Raw genomic sequence first — 18,026 nt, 5'->3', positions numbered from 1 at the left:
AGGCGAGGGTCGCGGGTTCGATTCCCGTCGTCCGCTTTTATATTTTTTGCGCCCTTAGCTCAGCTGGATAGAGCGTTTGACTACGAATCAAAAGGCCGGGAGTTCGAATCTCTCAGGGCGCGCCATTTTATTTTTAAATAAGAAACAAGAAATAAGCCGGTGTGGCGGAATTGGCAGACGCGCGCGACTCAAAATCGTGAGGGAAACCGTGGGGGTTCGAGTCCCTTCACCGGCATATATATTTCGGGATGTAGCTCAGCTTGGCAGAGCACCTGGTTTGGGTCCAGGGGGTCGCATGTTCAAATCGTGTCATCCCGATTATGAAAAGGTTATTGCTTAGGCAATAACCTTTTTTTGTATATAAAGATTGGATCTCGGTCACAATAGACTAAAAAGTGTGTTAGAAGGGGATCCAATTGAAGTTCCTTAATTTTAATAAACGTTGGAAAAAAATCAAACGAACGTTAACGACTTTCACAATATGTATTTTACTTGCAGTATTAGCAGGGGCCGGCTTACCGATCTCTCAGATGGTACAATCCCTCTTAACAGCAGGCAGCAGCATTGAAGTGATGGAAGAAAACTCATCCCTTGAAGAAGACAGCAACATGGCCCAAGCGAGTCTATTGGAACAGATTCGTTCAAACGACAAATTGCGGCGTGTTTTTTTAGAGAAGAACTATGTTTGTGGTACAGAAACCATAAATTTGGGTGACTTCACTCCAGAAGAAATGATCACTCTAGTCAAGCAGCATCCTGGCTGGTCTGGTTATATTGAGGCGGGAAATGATCTAGTAGTACAGGAAACAGTTAATGACCTGTCTCCGCATTGCAAAGAGAACGCATATATGAGTTTGGATAAAGAAGGGAACCTAACACTCTTTGATGGAAAGCCGAAGGAAGAAAAGACCATTCGTACTTTTTTTCAACTTGATGTTGGTTCGATGGAAACCTCTTTACCAGCCGGCGTCCTTGAGCAACTGCAAAATGGCATACGTGTTCAGGATATAGAGGAATATAACAGTGTGCTTTCTACTTTTGGTGATTACGCGGTTGCCCCTGTAGGGAATATTGTAGAATAGGTAAGAAAAGATAGGCGAGAGAAGACGGATGAAGATCCGTCTTTTTTCGTTTTTATACGAAAAAATTCAGGGAATATTCGGAGTTTTCGTCGAAGCGCAAACTTTTTCGTTATAGGGCTGGAACATTTGATATAATGAATAAACGATACATATGTTCGCAGTATGTTAAGGAGAGATGTGTTTGCGTTTTTTAGGAATTGACCCGGGTATTGCTATTGTTGGTTTTGGTTTTATAGATAAAACAGGAAGTAAACTCACTCCTGTTCAATATGGATGTATACAGACAGAGGCACATACACCCGATGAGGAAAGACTGCTTCATGTGTATGAGGCGATGTTGCAATTAATTGATAAATATAAGCCTGATGCTGTGGCATTAGAAAAACTATTTTTTAATCGAAATGTAACGACAGCCATGTCGGTCAGTCAGGCAAGGGGTGTGTTGATTCTCGCAGCAATTCAAAGAGGATTACCTATTGCGGAGTATACGCCGATGCAGGTTAAACAGGCTATTGTGGGCTATGGTAAAGCAGAGAAGAGACAAGTTCAGGAAATGGTCAAAATGTATCTTAAGCTGCAAGCCATCCCTAAACCGGATGACGTAGCCGATGCACTAGCTGTAGCCATCTGTCATGCTCATTCTTATACACTAAATTCTAAGTTAAATGAGGTTTTGAAAAAATGATCGACTATATCAAAGGACCGATCGTAATCATTGAGAATGATTATGTCGTAGTTGATGTACAGGGAATTGGATATCAGATTTTTTGTCCTAATCCTTATATTTTTGCTAAACAGGAAGGTACCGTTACAGTATACACACATCACCATGTAAGAGAAGATGCGATGCTGCTTTATGGGTTTGGAAGTCGTGAAGAACAACAACTGTTTCGGAAACTCATTGAAGTATCAGGAATCGGTCCTCGTGTCGCCCTTGGGATTTTAACGGGAGGTACGCCAGATCAGCTGGTTACTGCGATTCATCAAGAGAATATTACTTTCCTGACCAAACTTCCAGGGATCGGGAAAAAGACAGCACAGCGTATGATTCTTGATCTAAAAGATAAGCTGGATGGATTTGGAGGAGCGATATATGCCACTGGACTATTTGCTCCTAATGTAGCAGCTGAAGGCGACGGCTCATACTGGTCCGAGGCTAGAGAAGGTCTGAAAGCCCTTGGATATACCGACAGTGAGCTTGATAAAGTATGGCTTCGCATGAAAAACGATACAACCGCAGAAGATACAGCAGATGTACTTATGAAGAAAGCTCTGAAAATGCTTTTTACCGGATAAACAGGAATAGAATAGAGGGATAAGTATGGATGACCGGATTATATCCGCCAACCTGATGATGGAAGATCAAGCGGTGGAGCTGAGTTTGCGTCCCCGCTATTTGAATGAATATATTGGGCAGGACCAAGTAAAGGAAAACTTAAAGGTATACATTGAAGCTGCCAAGATGAGAAATGAAGCACTGGATCATGTGCTCTTATACGGCCCGCCAGGACTTGGTAAAACCACGCTGTCAAACATTATTGCGAATGAACTTGGTGTGAACCTGCGGACCACTTCTGGACCGGCGATTGAACGGCCTGGTGATCTTGCAGCTTTGCTGACCAATCTGCAAGAAGGGGATGTCCTGTTTATTGATGAAATTCACAGGCTTAATCGTTCTGTAGAGGAAGTGCTGTACCCTGCAATGGAGGACTTTGCACTCGACATTATGATTGGTAAAGGTCCAAGTGCGCGTTCTGTGCGTCTAGATCTCCCGCCGTTTACTTTGATCGGTGCTACGACAAGAGCAGGTCTGTTATCTGCTCCACTTCGAGATCGGTTTGGAGTGATCAGCCGGCTTGAGTTTTATACTGTGGATGAGTTAACTTTTATCGTTTCCCGTACAGCCGATTTACTTGGTATTGAAATTGTTGGAGATGCTGCAGAAGAGATTGCACTTCGGTCGAGAGGGACACCGCGTATTGCGAACCGTCTGCTCAAACGTGTTCGGGATTTTGCCATGGTACGAGGGGATGGTATCATTACTTCGTCACTAGCAGAAGAGGCACTTAAAAGACTGCAAATCGATCCGCGTGGACTTGACGATATAGATTATAAGATGCTGAAATCGATGGTCACAAGCTTCCGCGGAGGACCGGTTGGTCTTGATACGATCGCAGCTACCATTGGAGAAGAAAGTCAAACGATTGAAGATGTGTACGAGCCGTATCTCCTGCAAATTGGTTTTCTGCAAAGAACTCCGCGAGGCAGAATGGTGACTCCAGCTGCTTATGCGCATCTAGGAATTCCAATGCCGACAGATCGATAATTTGATGCTTAGGCAGTACAAATTTTGTGTTGTGCGCGGCTACAAGTTGAAAATAAGCGAATAGGAATTTCTGGGTCAACGAATGGGGAGGAGAACGATAAATGAACCGAATAATGAAAACTCAAAGTGTCCGCTCCTTATGGACAAAGGGAGCTAAGATGACCCTTGCTGCAGTACTGCTGGCAGGTAGTTTATGGGGGCCGCTTCCATCAGCTAGTGCTGCAATAAATGACACTATTCGTGTCGCACTGTTCGCAGATCTCGGAAGCACCTATAGATCCACTACACCTGCAGTTACACTTCAAACGGATGGAGATTGGACTGCTGGGATGAATGGGGCATCAGGTTATGAATCATGGATATCACTACCTGCCTCGACACAAACTCGTTTTAGTGTCGATGGTTTTCGTGTGAAAGTGCTAGAAACAGATGTATTTAAGACGGCTTCCGGAGCTGCAAAAGTACTACAGGGAACAGTCGATAAACCAATCATTTATCAATCCTCTAAAAACGGAAAAACAATATATCAAGTTTACACAGGAAATTACTCGACATCAGCTCTTGCGGAAGCAGCTGCCGTACGAACACAGAAGACAGCTGCTTCTTATTTAGCTGGACAAAAGCCAGTTGCGAAAGGAAGCAAGCATAGTCAAGCAGGAGTATTTGCAAGTAAGAAAGATGCAGATATAATGCGTGATACGATTACTTCCAGCGGCTATGATGCCTTTACAGTCATCCAGTCGGAAGGCGGTAGGCCTGAATATGCAGTATGGGTTGGTGAAGAAACAACAGCTGCTTCTTTAGCTGCGTTAGAAAAACTCGTAAAAGTAAAATTGCCAGAGCTATCTTTAAGTTCGGTAAGTGCGGGAATGAATGCTTTAATCATTAGGCAAGATGTGACTCTTAATTTGGTCTCCCCGGAAGTAACCAACCACTATATCGTAAGCGGAACCGATATGAAGATAATGCTGGATTCAAGTAGCACGGGCATAAAAGTAACGGAGCGTTCCGGACGTACATATCGAGGAGATTTTGAAATAAGTGCATATAACGGGCAGCTCGCTCTTGTCAATCAAGTACCACTTGAAGAGTATCTGTATTCCGTTGTTGGAGCGGAAGTATACCCATCTTGGCCAGCGGAATCTTTAAAAGCACAATCCGTTGCTGCGCGGAGCTATGCACTTTTTCAAGGAAATAAATTTAAGATCGCTAATGTGGTAGATACAACGTTAAGCCAAGCTTATAACGGAATCGGATCGGAACATCAGAATGTAACCAATGCAGTAGATGCTACTGCCGGGGAAGTTATAAAAAGCGGCGGGAAAGTTGTTGAGGCTATTTTTTCTTCCAATGCGGGAGGGATAACTGCGGATCCGTCTGAAGTATGGAATGGTGGAGGGACTCTATTCGCAAGCGTAGATAGTGCAGGAGATAAGTCTGCTCAAGAAGGGACACATAATTGGTATCATGTACTTCTAAGTGACGGAAAGACAGGCTATATCCGGGAAGATAATACAAAACTCTTGGAAGGAAGAACTGCGGCAGGGCTGCCTAAACTTACGGTTACTGCTAAAAATACAAACGTTCGTAAAATTCCTCTCATCCAGTCGAGTGTATCTCCTGTAGCCCAGTTAAATCCAGGTACTGAATTAGTTATTCTTGGAGAAGCAAAAGAATCGGGTACGTACAGCTGGATGCGTGGACCGTTTACATCTGCGGAAATTTCAGCCATGCTTCAAGGAAAAATATCAACGACTGTTCCATCCACTATTTCTAGCTTGGAAGTAACAAGCCGGGGTCCATCGGGTAGAGCAGTAGAAGTGAAAGCGAATGGACAAGTGCTTGGTGTTAAATACGGAGATGCATATCGCAGTGCTTTTGGAAGTTTACCGAGTACTTTGTTTGATATTACGAATACCGGAAGTTATACTGTACTAGGTGCAAATGGACAGGTTGTGACTAAATCTGGGGCAGCTGGAACATCTGTAGTATCAGCTTCCGGTACGACATCTTATTCTGGAAACTCCCTGGTTGTCATGAACAAAGACAGCGAGGCAAGAGCAGTTAGTAAGTCCCAAGCTTTTCTGTTTACAGGTCAAGGATATGGGCACGGGCTGGGTCTGTCTCAGTGGGGAGCAAAAGGACTTGCAGATGAAGGGTATGATTACCAGTCTATTTTGAAACACTATTATCAGAACGTAACTATAGTTAAGGAATGACGACATAATGAATGTAGATCTATATGATTTTGAGTTACCTGAATCTCTGATCGCTCAGACACCGCTTGAAAATCGAACTGCATCAAGACTCCTGACGCTGAACAAGGACAGCGGGGAAATGGAACACCATACATTTTCAGATATCATTAATTATCTTCATCCCGGCGATACGTTGATTCTGAATGATACAAGAGTTATACCTGCAAGATTGTTTGGTGTAAAAGAAGATACAGGAGCTAAAGCAGAAGTTCTGCTTCTCCATAATCTTGGCGACAATCGCTGGGAGACCCTTGTTAAGCCAGGGAAAAGACTGAGAAAAGGGGCTGTCATCCGTTTTGGAGACGAGTTGTCAGCTACGATTGAAGAAGAGACCGATATGGGGGGACGGATTATCCGTTTCCATTATGAAGGTATTTTCCAGGAAATATTGGATAGGCTTGGTCAAATGCCATTGCCTCCGTATATTAAAGAAAAATTAGAAGATAAAGAGCGGTACCAGACGGTTTACGCAAAACATGAAGGGTCCGCTGCCGCTCCAACGGCGGGGCTTCATTTTACTACTGAACTGCTTGAGGCAATTAAACAAAAAGGAGTTCGCATTGGTTTTCTTACTCTCCATGTAGGACTTGGAACGTTTAGACCGATGTCAGTAGACGTAGTAGAAGATCATGTTATGCATGCCGAGTATTACTCTATATCGCAAGAGACAGCAGAATTAATTAACGAGACCAAGAAGAGTGGCGGAAGAGTCATTGCGGTTGGGACCACGAGCTGCCGAACACTGGAGACGGTGGGAAATCAATTTGAAGGTCAAGACTTGGCTGCAAGCAGCGGCTGGACGGATATCTTTATATATCCCGGCTATACGTTCAAAGTAGTGGATGCACTCATTACTAATTTCCATCTTCCCAAGTCTACTCTTGTGATGCTGGTCAGTGCCCTTGCAGGCAGAGAGCAAATCATGGAAGCTTATAATGAGGCAGTGAAACAACAATATCGTTTCTTTAGTTTTGGAGATTCGATGTTTATTTATTCAGATAGAGGATGAGAGAAAAATGTCAGCAGCGATAACCTATGAACACATTAAAACTTGTAAACAATCAGGAGCACGTCTTGGGCGCGTTCATACTCCGCACGGAGTAATCGAGACTCCTATTTTTATGCCAGTAGGCACACAAGCAACAGTAAAAACGATGAGTCCTGAAGAACTCAAAGAGATGGAAGCACAGATCATTCTGAGCAATACCTATCATTTGTTTCTCAGACCAGGACATGATATTGTTCGCGAAGCAGGCGGACTTCACAAATTTATGAACTGGGATCGTCCTATTTTGACAGATAGCGGTGGTTTTCAGGTATTTTCTCTCAGTGAAATGAGAAAAATAACAGAGGAAGGCGTGCACTTCCGCTCTCATTTGAATGGAGATAAATTGTTCCTTTCTCCTGAGGTTGCCATGGATATTCAAAACTCACTAGGTTCTGATATTATGATGGCATTTGATGAGTGTCCGCCCTATCCGGCAGACTATGAATATGTTAAAAAATCACTTGAGAGAACAAGTCGTTGGGCTGAGCGTTGCCTTGAAAGTCATGCGCGGCCAAATGACCAGGGATTGTTCGCAATCGTTCAAGGCGGAATGCATGAAGATTTGCGAAAACAGAGCGCTCGGGATTTGACTTCCATGGATTTCCCGGGGTATGCTATTGGTGGATTGAGTGTGGGAGAACCCAAACATTTAATGTACGATGTACTGGATTACACTGTACCTTTGCTGCCTAGTAACAAACCTCGTTATCTAATGGGAGTAGGTTCACCAGACGCATTGATTGAAGGTGCAATTCGCGGTATAGATATGTTTGACTGTGTGCTTCCAACTCGTATTGCCCGGAATGGGACAACGATGACAAGTCAAGGTCGACTTGTTGTTCGTAACGCAAAATACGCCCGTGATTTTGGTCCACTTGATCCTGAGTGCGATTGCTACACCTGCCGGAATTATTCAAGGGCTTATCTTCGTCACTTGATCAAGGCTGATGAAACATTTGGTCTGCGGCTTACAACGTACCATAATCTTCATTTCTTGTTAGATTTGATGAAGAAAGTACGTCAAGCTATTATGGATGATCGATTGCTTGATTTCCGGGATGAATTTTTTGATCAATATGGATTGCATGATAATGACAAAGGGTTCTAAGTAAACTACTTATAACCGAGTCTTGAAAGGGGGGAATAAAATGTTGAACTTCACAGCAACAACGAATGCAGCTGGCGGTGGTTTGCAGCTAATCATTATGATGGTACTTATGTTTGCAGTGTTTTACTTCTTGCTCATTAGACCACAGCAAAAAAGACAAAAAGAACATCGAAACTTATTGAATTCCTTGAAAAAGGGAGACAAAGTAGTAACGATTGGCGGCCTTCACGGTACGATCACAGAGGTAATGGATGATACTGTTGTACTGCGTGTAAACGATGTCACTAAACTGACATTTAACCGCAGCAGTATTAGTGCCGTATCTCCAAGAGAGAGCGCCGAAAATAAAGCGTAAGTAACAAAAGAAGACTCCTGTTTAGGAGTCCTTTCTGACTGTAGGCACACTAGCTTTAACTAGTGTGCCTACAGTCTTTTTTTATTTAGATCTTGATGTTTTAGGATTTTTCTACATTCACTCCAAAAATACCGCCGATTGCTCCTAAAATAAATGCAGCACCCCATTGCAGCACATCTTGCAGTTGCAAGGAGGAATCAAGAGCAAGAAAACCAATGAGAAGGATAAGAAGTCCGTATACCGCTCCCATAATTCCACCGTGGTACCATCCGCGTTCATTTGATCTTTTGCCTGATATAAAGCCCCCTATTAGTATTGAAACAGCATGTACTACGTAAGTGTAGAATGATAAATCCTGCTCACGCATACCTGTAAGCCAAAGAAAAAGCGATAAGACGAATGCGCCGATAAACATCCAGATGAAAGCAGCATTTAAACCAGAGAGCAGAGGATTATTAATTCGTACAGAAAACAAACGGCGAACAAATTGCATGAAGGTGACCTCCCTTAATCATTCGGTTCTCATTAATACATTGTATGGTCAAGCTATCTATGATATGAACTTGATTTTCCATTAATTAAATGGCATGACTTTTCCATGTTCGGTCAACCTATGAACTGTTATGGTGCAAATGATTGTGACTCAAAGCAGGGGAGGATGACATAAAAGATGGATCACGTCATGTTACATATTGGAAGAACAATACTCATGTATTTTATAGCTGCATTTGCGATCCGACTGATGGGAAAGAGAGAAATTGGAAAATTATCTGTTTTTGATCTCGTTATATCCATTATGCTCGCTGAAATTGCGGTGTTTGCTATTGAAGATATAAAAAGACCGATTTATGAAGGAATCGTTCCTATTATTGTTCTCGTTGTTCTGCAAGTGGGTATCGCTCTAATCGGACTGAAAAGCCGCTGGTTTCGGCTCGCTTTGGATGGTAAACCGGTCATCCTGGTCTCTAACGGTGAATTGCAACGAGAAGAAATGAGAAAGCAACGTTATAACTTAGATGATCTAATGCAGCAGCTCAGAGAACAAAGTATAGATAATGTTGATGATTTACAGTTTGCGATCCTGGAGACGACGGGTAAACTCACCACCTTTAAAAAAGAAAATAATGCTCCGTTGTCTGACAACACAGGGGACTCAGGATCTGCAGAAACAGCACATGAGAGCGATCTGAAATCGAAAGAAGACATCAAAAGTAGTGATGAGAGTAAGGAACATATAAAGGCAATGCAAAATATACGTTATGGAGCTCTGCCATTGCCGCTGATTATGGACGGGAAAGTACAAGATTCTAATTTGGAGTTAATTGAGAAAAATCGTTTCTGGCTTAAAAATCGGATTCAAGAAAAAGGAGTTAAAGATTTTAAAGATGTATTTTTATGTTCTATTGACCACAAAGGAGAGCTGTACGTTAACGTAAAGAAAAAACCGTAATTCATTTATTTACGACGAATCCAAGCGCCTAAAATAGGAACACGAGATAAATCATGCAGATCAATTAAGCGACAAGCTGCCATAACCGATAAATATAGAAGCAGACCTATAAAGCTAGAAGCAAGAAACTGAAGGAACAATATACTCGGCCAAGGGAGATGATGAAATAAATACTCGACAACGGCTGCCATTATGATCATTCCTGTGCCCACTTTTAGAGCATCAAGCCAGCGAAAACGAAAACCAAGGAGTTGCTTTAGACTTCTCCCATGCAGCAGAGTTACAACAAGGGCATTAATACAGATGGCAATAATGGCGCCATAAATACCGTATTCGGGTTTTGAGGCAAGATAAAGGATGAGACTGATCTTAATGATGGCACCCAGCATTGTATTGAAGAGCGCCTTACCAGGACGTTCTAAAGCTTGAAGAGCAGCTTGTAAGGGAGCTTGCGTGTAAATAAATAGAGCAAAGGGAGACATGGTCCTCAGCATATCTGCAATGGAACTGTTATTGTAAAGAAGCAGGCACAGCGGTTCTGCGAGGACATACATAATGACTGCAAATGGTCCGCCAGTAACAAGCGCTAAACGCAGAGATTGGTGCATTCTTTTGTGAATTGTTTTGTAATCTTTTCGGGCAGCAGCTTCAGACAGAGAAGGAACTAAAGACGTAGCAAGTGAAGAAGTAAGTGCACCTGGCAAAAGAAGCAAAGGAATAACCATACCTTGCATCGCTCCGTACTGTGCTGTTGCTATTGCTTTCGTGAATCCGGCAAGGGCAAGACTTTGTGCTGTGACAATGGTTTCGAGAAGATAGGAGATGGAGCCAACCAAACGTCCCGCAGTAACCGGAATTGAAATAGACATGATTCGTTTGAATATAGATTTACTTTCCATCTTAGTCTTATGGGACTGCGGCATAGGTGCGGGCACCATTATACCCGCTTTTCTATTGCGTTCATGCTGCCAAAGTAAAACAAACATGCCAATTAGCTCTCCTGCTACTGCACCGAGCATGGCTCCCGCAGCCGCAAATTCGATTCCTTTTGGTAACAGAAGGTAGGAGAACCATAGTACGCACAAAATACGCATGAGTGTTTCAGCAATGGAGGAACTCGCAGATGGAATCATATTTTGTTTCCCTTGAAAATAGCCCCTGTATACGGATGAGACGGCGACGATTAAGATCATGGGCGTCATACTAACAAATGTGTAATAAACCCTTTCATCTGTAAGAATTCGGCTTGTTACAAATGGAGCAAATAGAAGGCATAACGCTGTAAAGACGGTACCAGCAGTCAAAGTAAAGAACAGACTTGTTTTTAAGATTTTCTCTGACGCTTTTACGTCTCCATAGGATTCAGCCTCAGCTACAAGCTTAGCAATGGCTAGCGGAATTCCACCTGTAATGAGTGTTACGATAACGATGAAAAAGGGGTATCCTTGCTGATATAAGCCAACGCCTTCCGCACCAATGAGCCGTGGTAAGACGATTCGGGGTATGAACCCCAGGATCCGATTAATGATGCCGGCTGCTAGCAAAATCATAGTCCCCTGGATGAACGTTTGTTTTTTCATAAGTGTTAATCCCTCTTCCCCATGGGTTAGTACATAATAGGTTTTGTCATATGGTACTAGTTCTACTTCATGAATATGCCGAACCTGTCCCATCTCATGACTGTTAGTTAACAATCAGATGATTTCCTTTCATTCACCAGGGAGATGCTCGTTCAGCTAGGCAGGAATACTGTAGGAAGATGTCGAATAGGTAAGCAGGAGCACAAAAGGAGTGATTTAACGCCATGGAATCATTTATTGAAGAAATGGACGCCCACGAGCTGGAAAATGCAATTGAGCTCTTATGCTGCAGTAAGGCAGAAGAACTTCAATTAGTGGGATATCAATATGTAACAAGTAAAGATGTTTGGAATTGCGTCAGCCGCAAATATGAGAAACAAGGAATCCCCCCACTCCATCAACTGGTTAATGATATTTTGTCGCTGAAAGCTACCAGTTTTATGAACTTTATGACAGTATCTGCATACCGAGGCTCCTCTTTCTAAGGAAGAGGACTTTTTTAATGAAAATTGACTGAGATTTCCTGCATCGCTATAATGGGAATATTGAGAATGAAGGGGGAACTATGGACGGCATGAAGAGAATAGTCAGTTTCATTCTGGTCGTGCTTGTAACGGTCGGCGTTATGGCCTATACAAGCCCGGGGCTGCTCAAAGATATACGTTTGGGCCTCGATCTTAAGGGAGGCTTTGAGATTCTATATGAAGCACAGCCGCTCGAAGCTGGACAAGCAATCACCAGAGAATCACTTACACAAACCGCAAAAAGCTTGGAGCAACGTGCGAATGCACTAGGCACAAGTGAACCCGAAGTAACTACAGAGGGTACGAACCGCATTCGTTTGAGGCTTGCAGGCGTCACGGATGAGGTAGAGGTACGGAGTAAAATGAAAGAACCTGCCGAACTGACATTTCGGAGTGCAGCAGAAGATGATGAGCCCGGAACATACAGCAAAATCGAGCTTCGCGGCAGCGATTTTGTTGAAAACGGAGCAGCAGTTGTTTATAACACTCTGAACCAACCGATGGTAGATATTCAAGTGAAAGACAAAGAAAAATTTGCTGAAATTACAAAGCGTCTTCTCGGACAAAAATTGGCTATATACCTTGATGATGAGTTGTTGTCTGCTCCTGAGGTACAACAAACACTGACGGATGGTAAAGCGCAAATTACTGGAAGTTATACAAGAGAAGAGGCTAAAGAACTTGCCGATACAATTAACTTAGGTGCATTGCCTCTTAAACTGACAGAGAAATATTCTCAGAGCGTCGGGGCAAGTCTAGGTCAGTTATCACTTGAGCAAACGATAAAAGCGGGGATTATTGCTTCGATCTTTATCCTAGTCTTTATGATTAGTTTGTATCGTATTCCAGGCGTGGTGGCAAGCTTTGCGCTCATCACACATACTTGGCTTGTACTTGCTATTTTCTATCTCGGTGATTTTGTTCTGACTCTTCCGGGAATAGCGGCCTTCATTCTAGGTATTGGGATGGCAGTCGATGCCAATATTATTACTTACGAACGGATTAAGGAAGAACTTCGCAGCGGCAAAAGTATCCTGTCTTCTGTGAAATCAGGTGAGAGAATTTCGTTCCGTACGGTCATGGATTCCAATATTACAACGATTATTGCTGCATCCGTTATGTTCTGGTTAGGAACCGGGTCTGTAAGAGGATTCGCCATCGTTCTAATTATTGATATTGTGACAAGTATCCTCACGAATGTCTTCTTCTCCCGCTTCTTATTGAACCTGCTTGTGAAAGCAAATCTCATCAAGAAGCCTAGTTACTTCGGAGTGAAGGAGAGTGAAATTCGTGCGCTTTAAATGGGATTATGACTATATTAAAATAAGTAAGTATTTCTACACCTTTTCTATTATCATTACACTGCTTGGTATTTTAAGTCTGGCGGTCTTTGGACTTAACTACGGTGTAGATTTCCGATCAGGTTCAAATGTGGATATTACAGCAAGCAAATCAGTAACGAAAGAAGAGATTGAGCCGATCCTTGAAGAAATCGGACTCGCAGCTGAGGAACCTCAGATCTCTGCAGGAAGTGACCGGATTAATATTCGTTTTCCTTCTGTACTTAATGAAGAACATGAAAGCAGCTTAAAAGCGTCTTTTAACGAGAAAATCGATCCTGAGGCTTCCTTTGAAGTGAACACGGTTGATCCAGAAATGGCGAAAGAGCTGGGTAGAAATGCTATTTATGCTGTTCTCCTTGCAAGTTTGGGTATCATGATCTATGTAACGATCCGTTTTGAATGGAGATTTGCGGTTGCTGCCATTGTGGCATTACTGCATGATGCGTTTGTTGTCATCAGTATTTTCTCGTTATTCCGATTGGAAGTAGATCTAACCTTTATAACGGCAGTACTTACCATTGTCGGGTTCTCAATTAATGACACCATAGTAGTATTTGACCGTATACGTGAAAACTTACGTTTCTCTAAAATTAAAACACGTACAGATTTAAACGAAGTCGTCAATCGCAGTATTTCACAAACAATGACTCGTTCTCTGTACACAACAGTTACTGTATTTATTGCATCGTTGTTCCTGTTCCTACTTGGCGGAGAATCCATTCGGATGTTCTCACTTGCGATGGTCATCGGCCTTGTATTTGGGGCTTACTCATCCATCTTTATCGCAAGTCCATTATGGGCAGTACTTAAAGGCAAACAAAAAACCAAATCACAATAATCCTTCTAAGACGACTCCATAACTTACTCAAGGATTACCGAAAACCGCGTCTTATGGTTATAGGCGCGGTTTTCTAATATAACTGTCTTACGTGTAGAGGGGGAACACGGATGACCACCAAACAACACCGAGCAATAGATGTAATGTTCTGGATGGAAGTATGTAAGAATACTGTTCTAACCATTGTAAAAGGAAGCGTTGGTATTGCTTCGGGAAATAAAGCATTATTAAGCGATGCTCTATATTCCGCAGGCGAAGCAGGTTCTCTTTTTACACGACAATATCAAGTATGGAGCGGTAAAGGATCGCCCACAGAATCTTCAGAGAAAAGGAAGAAAGTTGGCCAATTCATAGCACTCATTGTTCCGCTAATGGTTCTACTGGGCGGGCTTCAACTTGCCATATCTTCAGTTAAAGTCATGATTAAGGCAGATCCGGAGCCTCCGCATATCAGTGCATTAATTGCAGCAGTTATCGCGTTCACTTTTGCTGAACTTTGGTTTCAATATGAATGGCGCCATACATATAAAGACGCTGAACGTTCCATTATGAAACGTTATTTTGAACAGCACAGATACGCATTTTACACTTCTTTATTGGTGCTTACTGGAATTATTTTATCTATGATTGGTAAATCATTTGATTATTTCTATCTTCTTTATGCTGAGCCTATGGCTGCTCTTGTAACTTCAGGAATCGTGATTTGGAGAAGCTATCTGCTTATAACAGGTCACATACCAAGGCAAGAAGAAGAATCTTTTGTAGATACCTATGATTACATGCAGACAGTTCAGCGTGTTCATGGTATTGTTACCGTGGAGCATATTTATGCCTATGAACGTGAAGAAGGAATTCATATTGATTTAACAATAACCGTCAATCCGCGTATGACCGTAGCAGAAGCACAAGAAGTAGCGGAAAGATCGAAAGTACTACTAATGGGACGTTTTGAACAAGTATCTAGCGTTCAGCTGAAAGTCGTTCCCTATCAATCAGAATACCCATATAAAAGTAATTGTGATCTTGCTGAAAGAGAGACGAACACGTTACTACAATAAGAATGTAAAATGAAAACTCAGGATTATCTGAGTTTTGTTTTTTTGCTAGAAAGAAAGGTGATTAATGAGTGCTTTATTCTCAATATCATTGGAACGAGCCCAAGATTACAGATGAGCAGGTAAAAGGCTTATCAGAGGAATTATCCATTTCTCATTTGATGTCAAGATTATTGCTAAACCGAGGTATCGACAGTAAATCAACAGCAGAGCAGTTTTTGCGTCCTTCTGATGAAGTGCTTCATGATCCGTACTTAATGAAAGGAATAGAGCAAGCTGTTCCTCGTATCCGTGAAGCTCTTGAGCAAGGCGAACATATCCTTATTTATGGTGATTATGATGCTGATGGAGTATCAAGTACTTCGCTTATGATTTATCTTATGAGAGAGCTGTCTGCCTCGTACGATATTTATATACCTCATCGAGCGAATGAAGGCTATGGCCTTCATAATCACGCACTGGATTGGGCGCACCAACAAGGAGTTACCTTAGTCATTACCGTAGATACAGGAGTTAGTGCTGTCGAACAGATTGCTTACGCTAAAACCCTCGGAATGGATGTTATTGTTACGGATCATCATGAGCCGCCTGAAGTTCTTCCTGAAGCATACGCCTTAATTAATCCAAAACAGAAGGACTGTCCTTATCCTTTTAAAGGGCTTGCCGGAGTTGGAGTTGCTATGAAGTTGGCAGAAGCGCTTCTAGGAAGTGTACCTCGTGCCTGGATGGAAATTGTTACGATCGGAACCGTCGCTGATCTCATGCCGCTTATCGATGAAAATCGGGTTATTGTTCAAAGAGGCATCGAAGAAATGAGAGATACCTCATTTCCCGGAATTCGAGCCCTGTTAGAAATCAGCGGTGTGGACATGCCTACTGTTAATTCAACGAATGTTGCATTTGCTCTTGCCCCTCGTATTAATGCCAGTGGCAGACTAGCCCATGCAGGCAGAGCGGTTTCCTTGTTAACAACGGAAGATCCTGATGAAGCTGCGCATCTTGCAGAGGAACTAGATCTGCTTAATCGTGAGCGGCAGCAGGTGGTAGAGCAAATGACGCAGGAAGCTTTTGAGATACTGGAGCAAAAAAAAGTGGATGGCAAAGTTCCTGATGTTATCGTTGTAGCTGGTGAAGGCTGGAATCCAGGCGTAGTGGGTATTGTCGCCTCGAAAGTGCTCGAGAGATATTATCGCCCTACACTGATCTTGGGGATTGATCCTGCCACAGGAAAATGCAAAGGTTCGGCTAGGTCCACTCCTGGACTTGATATGTATGAGGCCTTGACCGCTTGTAAAGACATCATGGATCATTATGGGGGACACCCGGCTGCGGCAGGAATGACGCTTCATCGGGATAAACTGGAGCTGCTGGACTGTAAGCTGAATGAGTATGCCGGCCAAGTAATGAAGCCTGAGCATTTTATTCCTGTTACAGAGACAGACGGAGAGTGCCGTATATCCGAAGTACCGCTGAATGTAATTGAAGAAATGGAACAAATGCAGCCTTTTGGTATGAACAATCCTACTCCTAAATTTATTATTCGAGATGCTAAACTGATGACAAGCCGGAAAATGGGAAAAGATTTAACTCATTTAAAATTAACGATTGAACAGGATGGGAAAATGCTGGATGCTATTTCCTTTGGAAAAGGTAAACTTGCTGACTATATCCCAGAGGGATCGGTAATCGATGTGATGGGGACGCTTCAAATTAATGAATGGAATGGGTCTAGAAAACCTCAATTCATGATGGAAGATATCCGGGTGAAAACACGCCAGGTGTTTGATTACCGTGGATGCAGGGAACCTCTTAAGGAAATGAATACCATTTTAAAAGACCTATCTCAGAGAATAATTCCTAATGATGGAAAGATCGCAGTTCTTGTTCAAGAGAAAAACTTATTTGCTATTGAAAACCATTTGTATGAAAAGGCCGTTTGGGTATATGATAGGAAGGTTGGGATCGTTCCGTGGAACGATTCAGCCAAAAAAATTGGCGATAAGCATCTGGAAAGTCTGTTTGTGCTGGACATCCCTGAAACTGCAGAGCAATGGACAGCCATGCAAAGCATGATTGTGAAAGCGAATAATGTCATTCTTCTTCACCGTACGGCCAATCCTAATCAAAGATTACAACGACCGAGTCGTGATGACTTTAAACGTATATATGTCCTTGTTTCAAAATGGGGACAGGAAGCTGTGCCTGAAAAAGAAATGATTGAGGCTTTAAGCCGACAATGTGGATATTCTGTAAGAATGATGTCAAAAGTCATGGACGTGTTTGAAGAGTTGTCATTTATCAAACGTCATTCAGGTACGTTGACCTTTGTGACAAATCCGCCGAAGCAGAGTTTGACGGATTCCAGGAACTACCAGGCCATTGAGCAGCTGGCTGAAATGGAGAAAGCCATGTTTGATTTGGCAGCGCCCCAACTGATGCAATGGATGAAATCTCAGACAAAGGGTGCATCCTAGCTCATTTAAATTAGGAGGAGATTATTTTGGATTTTAAAGAGTACATTCGGGTTATACCTGACTTCCCACAACCGGGAATCAGTTTTAAGGACATTACAACCCTGTTGAAAGACGGCGAGATGTATCGCAAAGCTATAGATGAAATGAAAGAAATGGTTTCTGATCTGAAAATTGATGTTATTGCGGGTCCAGAAGCACGTGGATTTGTAGTGGGCGCACCGCTTGCTTATGCACTGGGTGTTGGTTTTGCTCCGATTCGTAAAAGCGGAAAGCTTCCAGGTGAGACTATTGAACTTGGATATGACCTAGAGTACGGAAAAGACAAACTTGCTATGCATTCAGATGCGATTGAAAAAGGACAAAATGTGCTGATCGCAGATGACCTGCTCGCAACAGGAGGCACCATCGCAACTTCGGTAAGCCTTGTAGAACAACTTGGAGGCAATGTGGTAGGTGCTGCTTTCTTAATCGAGCTTGAAGAACTGAAAGGTAGAAATAAACTGACTGATATCAACGTATATTCTTTGATGAAATACTAAGTTGTAAGAGCACTAATAATTCTCAGGCTGAATTTTAGATTCATGA

Annotated in this window: 17 protein-coding genes and 3 tRNA genes; 18 read left to right on the top strand and 2 right to left on the bottom strand. The window is 42.6% G+C overall.

All coding sequences use genetic code 11. The features are described from left to right. Positions 1-48 precede the first annotated feature (48 nt). From KJS58_RS17600 to yajC, 11 genes are all read left to right on the top strand, one after another. A tRNA-Arg gene (locus KJS58_RS17600) sits at positions 49-125 on the top strand. Between the two features lie 30 nt (positions 126-155). Beyond that, positions 156-235: transfer RNA gene (locus KJS58_RS17595), tRNA-Leu, on the top strand. Between the two features lie 9 nt (positions 236-244). Next, a tRNA-Pro gene (locus tag KJS58_RS17590) sits at positions 245-318 on the top strand. A 98-nt stretch (positions 319-416) separates the two neighbouring features. Next, entirely contained in the window at positions 417-1,082 is a 666-nt protein-coding gene (locus KJS58_RS17585; protein WP_213534388.1) for a BofC C-terminal domain-containing protein, read from the top strand. 181 nt (positions 1,083-1,263) lie between these two features. Then, positions 1,264-1,767, top strand: coding sequence for a crossover junction endodeoxyribonuclease RuvC (ruvC, locus tag KJS58_RS17580; protein ID WP_213534386.1), 504 nt, complete (start codon positions 1,264-1,266; stop codon positions 1,765-1,767). Continuing rightward, the gene (gene ruvA, locus KJS58_RS17575; protein WP_213534385.1) at positions 1,764-2,378 is read left to right on the top strand and encodes a Holliday junction branch migration protein RuvA; all 615 of its coding nucleotides are present in this window, start codon (positions 1,764-1,766) and stop codon (positions 2,376-2,378) included. The genes ruvC and ruvA overlap by 4 nt, the downstream gene beginning before the upstream one ends. A 25-nt stretch (positions 2,379-2,403) precedes the next feature. Continuing rightward, entirely contained in the window at positions 2,404-3,408 is a 1,005-nt protein-coding gene (gene ruvB / locus KJS58_RS17570) for a Holliday junction branch migration DNA helicase RuvB (RefSeq protein ID WP_213534383.1), read from the top strand. A gap of 101 nt (positions 3,409-3,509) precedes the next feature. Beyond that, positions 3,510-5,627, top strand: coding sequence for a SpoIID/LytB domain-containing protein (locus tag KJS58_RS17565; RefSeq protein WP_213534381.1), 2,118 nt, complete (start codon positions 3,510-3,512; stop codon positions 5,625-5,627). A gap of 7 nt (positions 5,628-5,634) precedes the next feature. After that, positions 5,635-6,675 (top strand): tRNA preQ1(34) S-adenosylmethionine ribosyltransferase-isomerase QueA, encoded by a 1,041-nt coding sequence (gene queA, locus KJS58_RS17560; protein WP_213534379.1) that lies wholly within the window; start codon positions 5,635-5,637, stop codon positions 6,673-6,675. Positions 6,676-6,682: 7 nt separating this feature from the next. Beyond that, positions 6,683-7,822 (top strand): tRNA guanosine(34) transglycosylase Tgt, encoded by a 1,140-nt coding sequence (gene tgt / locus KJS58_RS17555; RefSeq protein ID WP_191798686.1) that lies wholly within the window; start codon positions 6,683-6,685, stop codon positions 7,820-7,822. A 40-nt stretch (positions 7,823-7,862) separates the two neighbouring features. Further along, complete coding sequence (gene yajC, locus KJS58_RS17550; protein WP_213534377.1) at positions 7,863-8,177, top strand: preprotein translocase subunit YajC; 315 nt, start codon at positions 7,863-7,865, stop codon at positions 8,175-8,177. A gap of 100 nt (positions 8,178-8,277) precedes the next feature. Here yajC and KJS58_RS17545 read toward each other — a convergent pair whose 3' ends face one another. Continuing rightward, positions 8,278-8,670 carry a TIGR04086 family membrane protein gene (locus tag KJS58_RS17545; RefSeq protein ID WP_213534375.1) on the bottom strand — a complete coding sequence of 131 codons (393 nt, stop codon included), beginning with the start codon at positions 8,668-8,670 and terminating at the stop codon, positions 8,278-8,280. A gap of 177 nt (positions 8,671-8,847) precedes the next feature. Here KJS58_RS17545 and KJS58_RS17540 point away from each other — a divergent pair, with 177 nt between their 5' ends. Next, a complete protein-coding gene (locus KJS58_RS17540; protein ID WP_213534373.1) occupies positions 8,848-9,627 on the top strand; it encodes a YetF domain-containing protein in 780 nt (259 codons plus the stop codon). Between the two features lie 5 nt (positions 9,628-9,632). On the opposite strand, the gene spoVB is transcribed toward KJS58_RS17540, so the two are convergent. Beyond that, entirely contained in the window at positions 9,633-11,207 is a 1,575-nt protein-coding gene (gene spoVB, locus KJS58_RS17535) for a stage V sporulation protein B (RefSeq protein ID WP_213534410.1), read from the bottom strand. Positions 11,208-11,431: 224 nt separating this feature from the next. Here spoVB and KJS58_RS17530 point away from each other — a divergent pair, with 224 nt between their 5' ends. The 6 genes from KJS58_RS17530 to KJS58_RS17505 all read left to right on the top strand — a co-directional run bounded on the left by KJS58_RS17530 (position 11,432) and on the right by KJS58_RS17505 (position 17,980). After that, complete coding sequence (locus tag KJS58_RS17530; RefSeq protein WP_191798690.1) at positions 11,432-11,692, top strand: post-transcriptional regulator; 261 nt, start codon at positions 11,432-11,434, stop codon at positions 11,690-11,692. 89 nt (positions 11,693-11,781) lie between these two features. After that, complete coding sequence (gene secD, locus KJS58_RS17525; RefSeq protein WP_213534371.1) at positions 11,782-13,032, top strand: protein translocase subunit SecD; 1,251 nt, start codon at positions 11,782-11,784, stop codon at positions 13,030-13,032. Beyond that, complete coding sequence (secF, locus tag KJS58_RS17520; RefSeq protein WP_213534369.1) at positions 13,022-13,912, top strand: protein translocase subunit SecF; 891 nt, start codon at positions 13,022-13,024, stop codon at positions 13,910-13,912. The genes secD and secF overlap by 11 nt, the downstream gene beginning before the upstream one ends. A gap of 110 nt (positions 13,913-14,022) precedes the next feature. Beyond that, positions 14,023-14,970 carry a cation diffusion facilitator family transporter gene (locus tag KJS58_RS17515; RefSeq protein WP_213534367.1) on the top strand — a complete coding sequence of 316 codons (948 nt, stop codon included), beginning with the start codon at positions 14,023-14,025 and terminating at the stop codon, positions 14,968-14,970. Positions 14,971-15,038: 68 nt separating this feature from the next. Further along, positions 15,039-17,441 (top strand): single-stranded-DNA-specific exonuclease RecJ, encoded by a 2,403-nt coding sequence (recJ, locus tag KJS58_RS17510; RefSeq protein WP_213534365.1) that lies wholly within the window; start codon positions 15,039-15,041, stop codon positions 17,439-17,441. 26 nt (positions 17,442-17,467) lie between these two features. Next, positions 17,468-17,980, top strand: a complete 513-nt coding sequence (locus tag KJS58_RS17505) for an adenine phosphoribosyltransferase (RefSeq protein ID WP_213534363.1) — start codon at positions 17,468-17,470, stop codon at positions 17,978-17,980. Positions 17,981-18,026 lie beyond the last annotated feature (46 nt).

Source organism: Paenibacillus sp. J45TS6, from assembly GCF_018403285.1.
Taxonomy (GTDB): domain Bacteria; phylum Bacillota; class Bacilli; order Paenibacillales; family Paenibacillaceae; genus Paenibacillus.
This window is presented reverse-complemented; position numbering and strand designations above follow the sequence as displayed.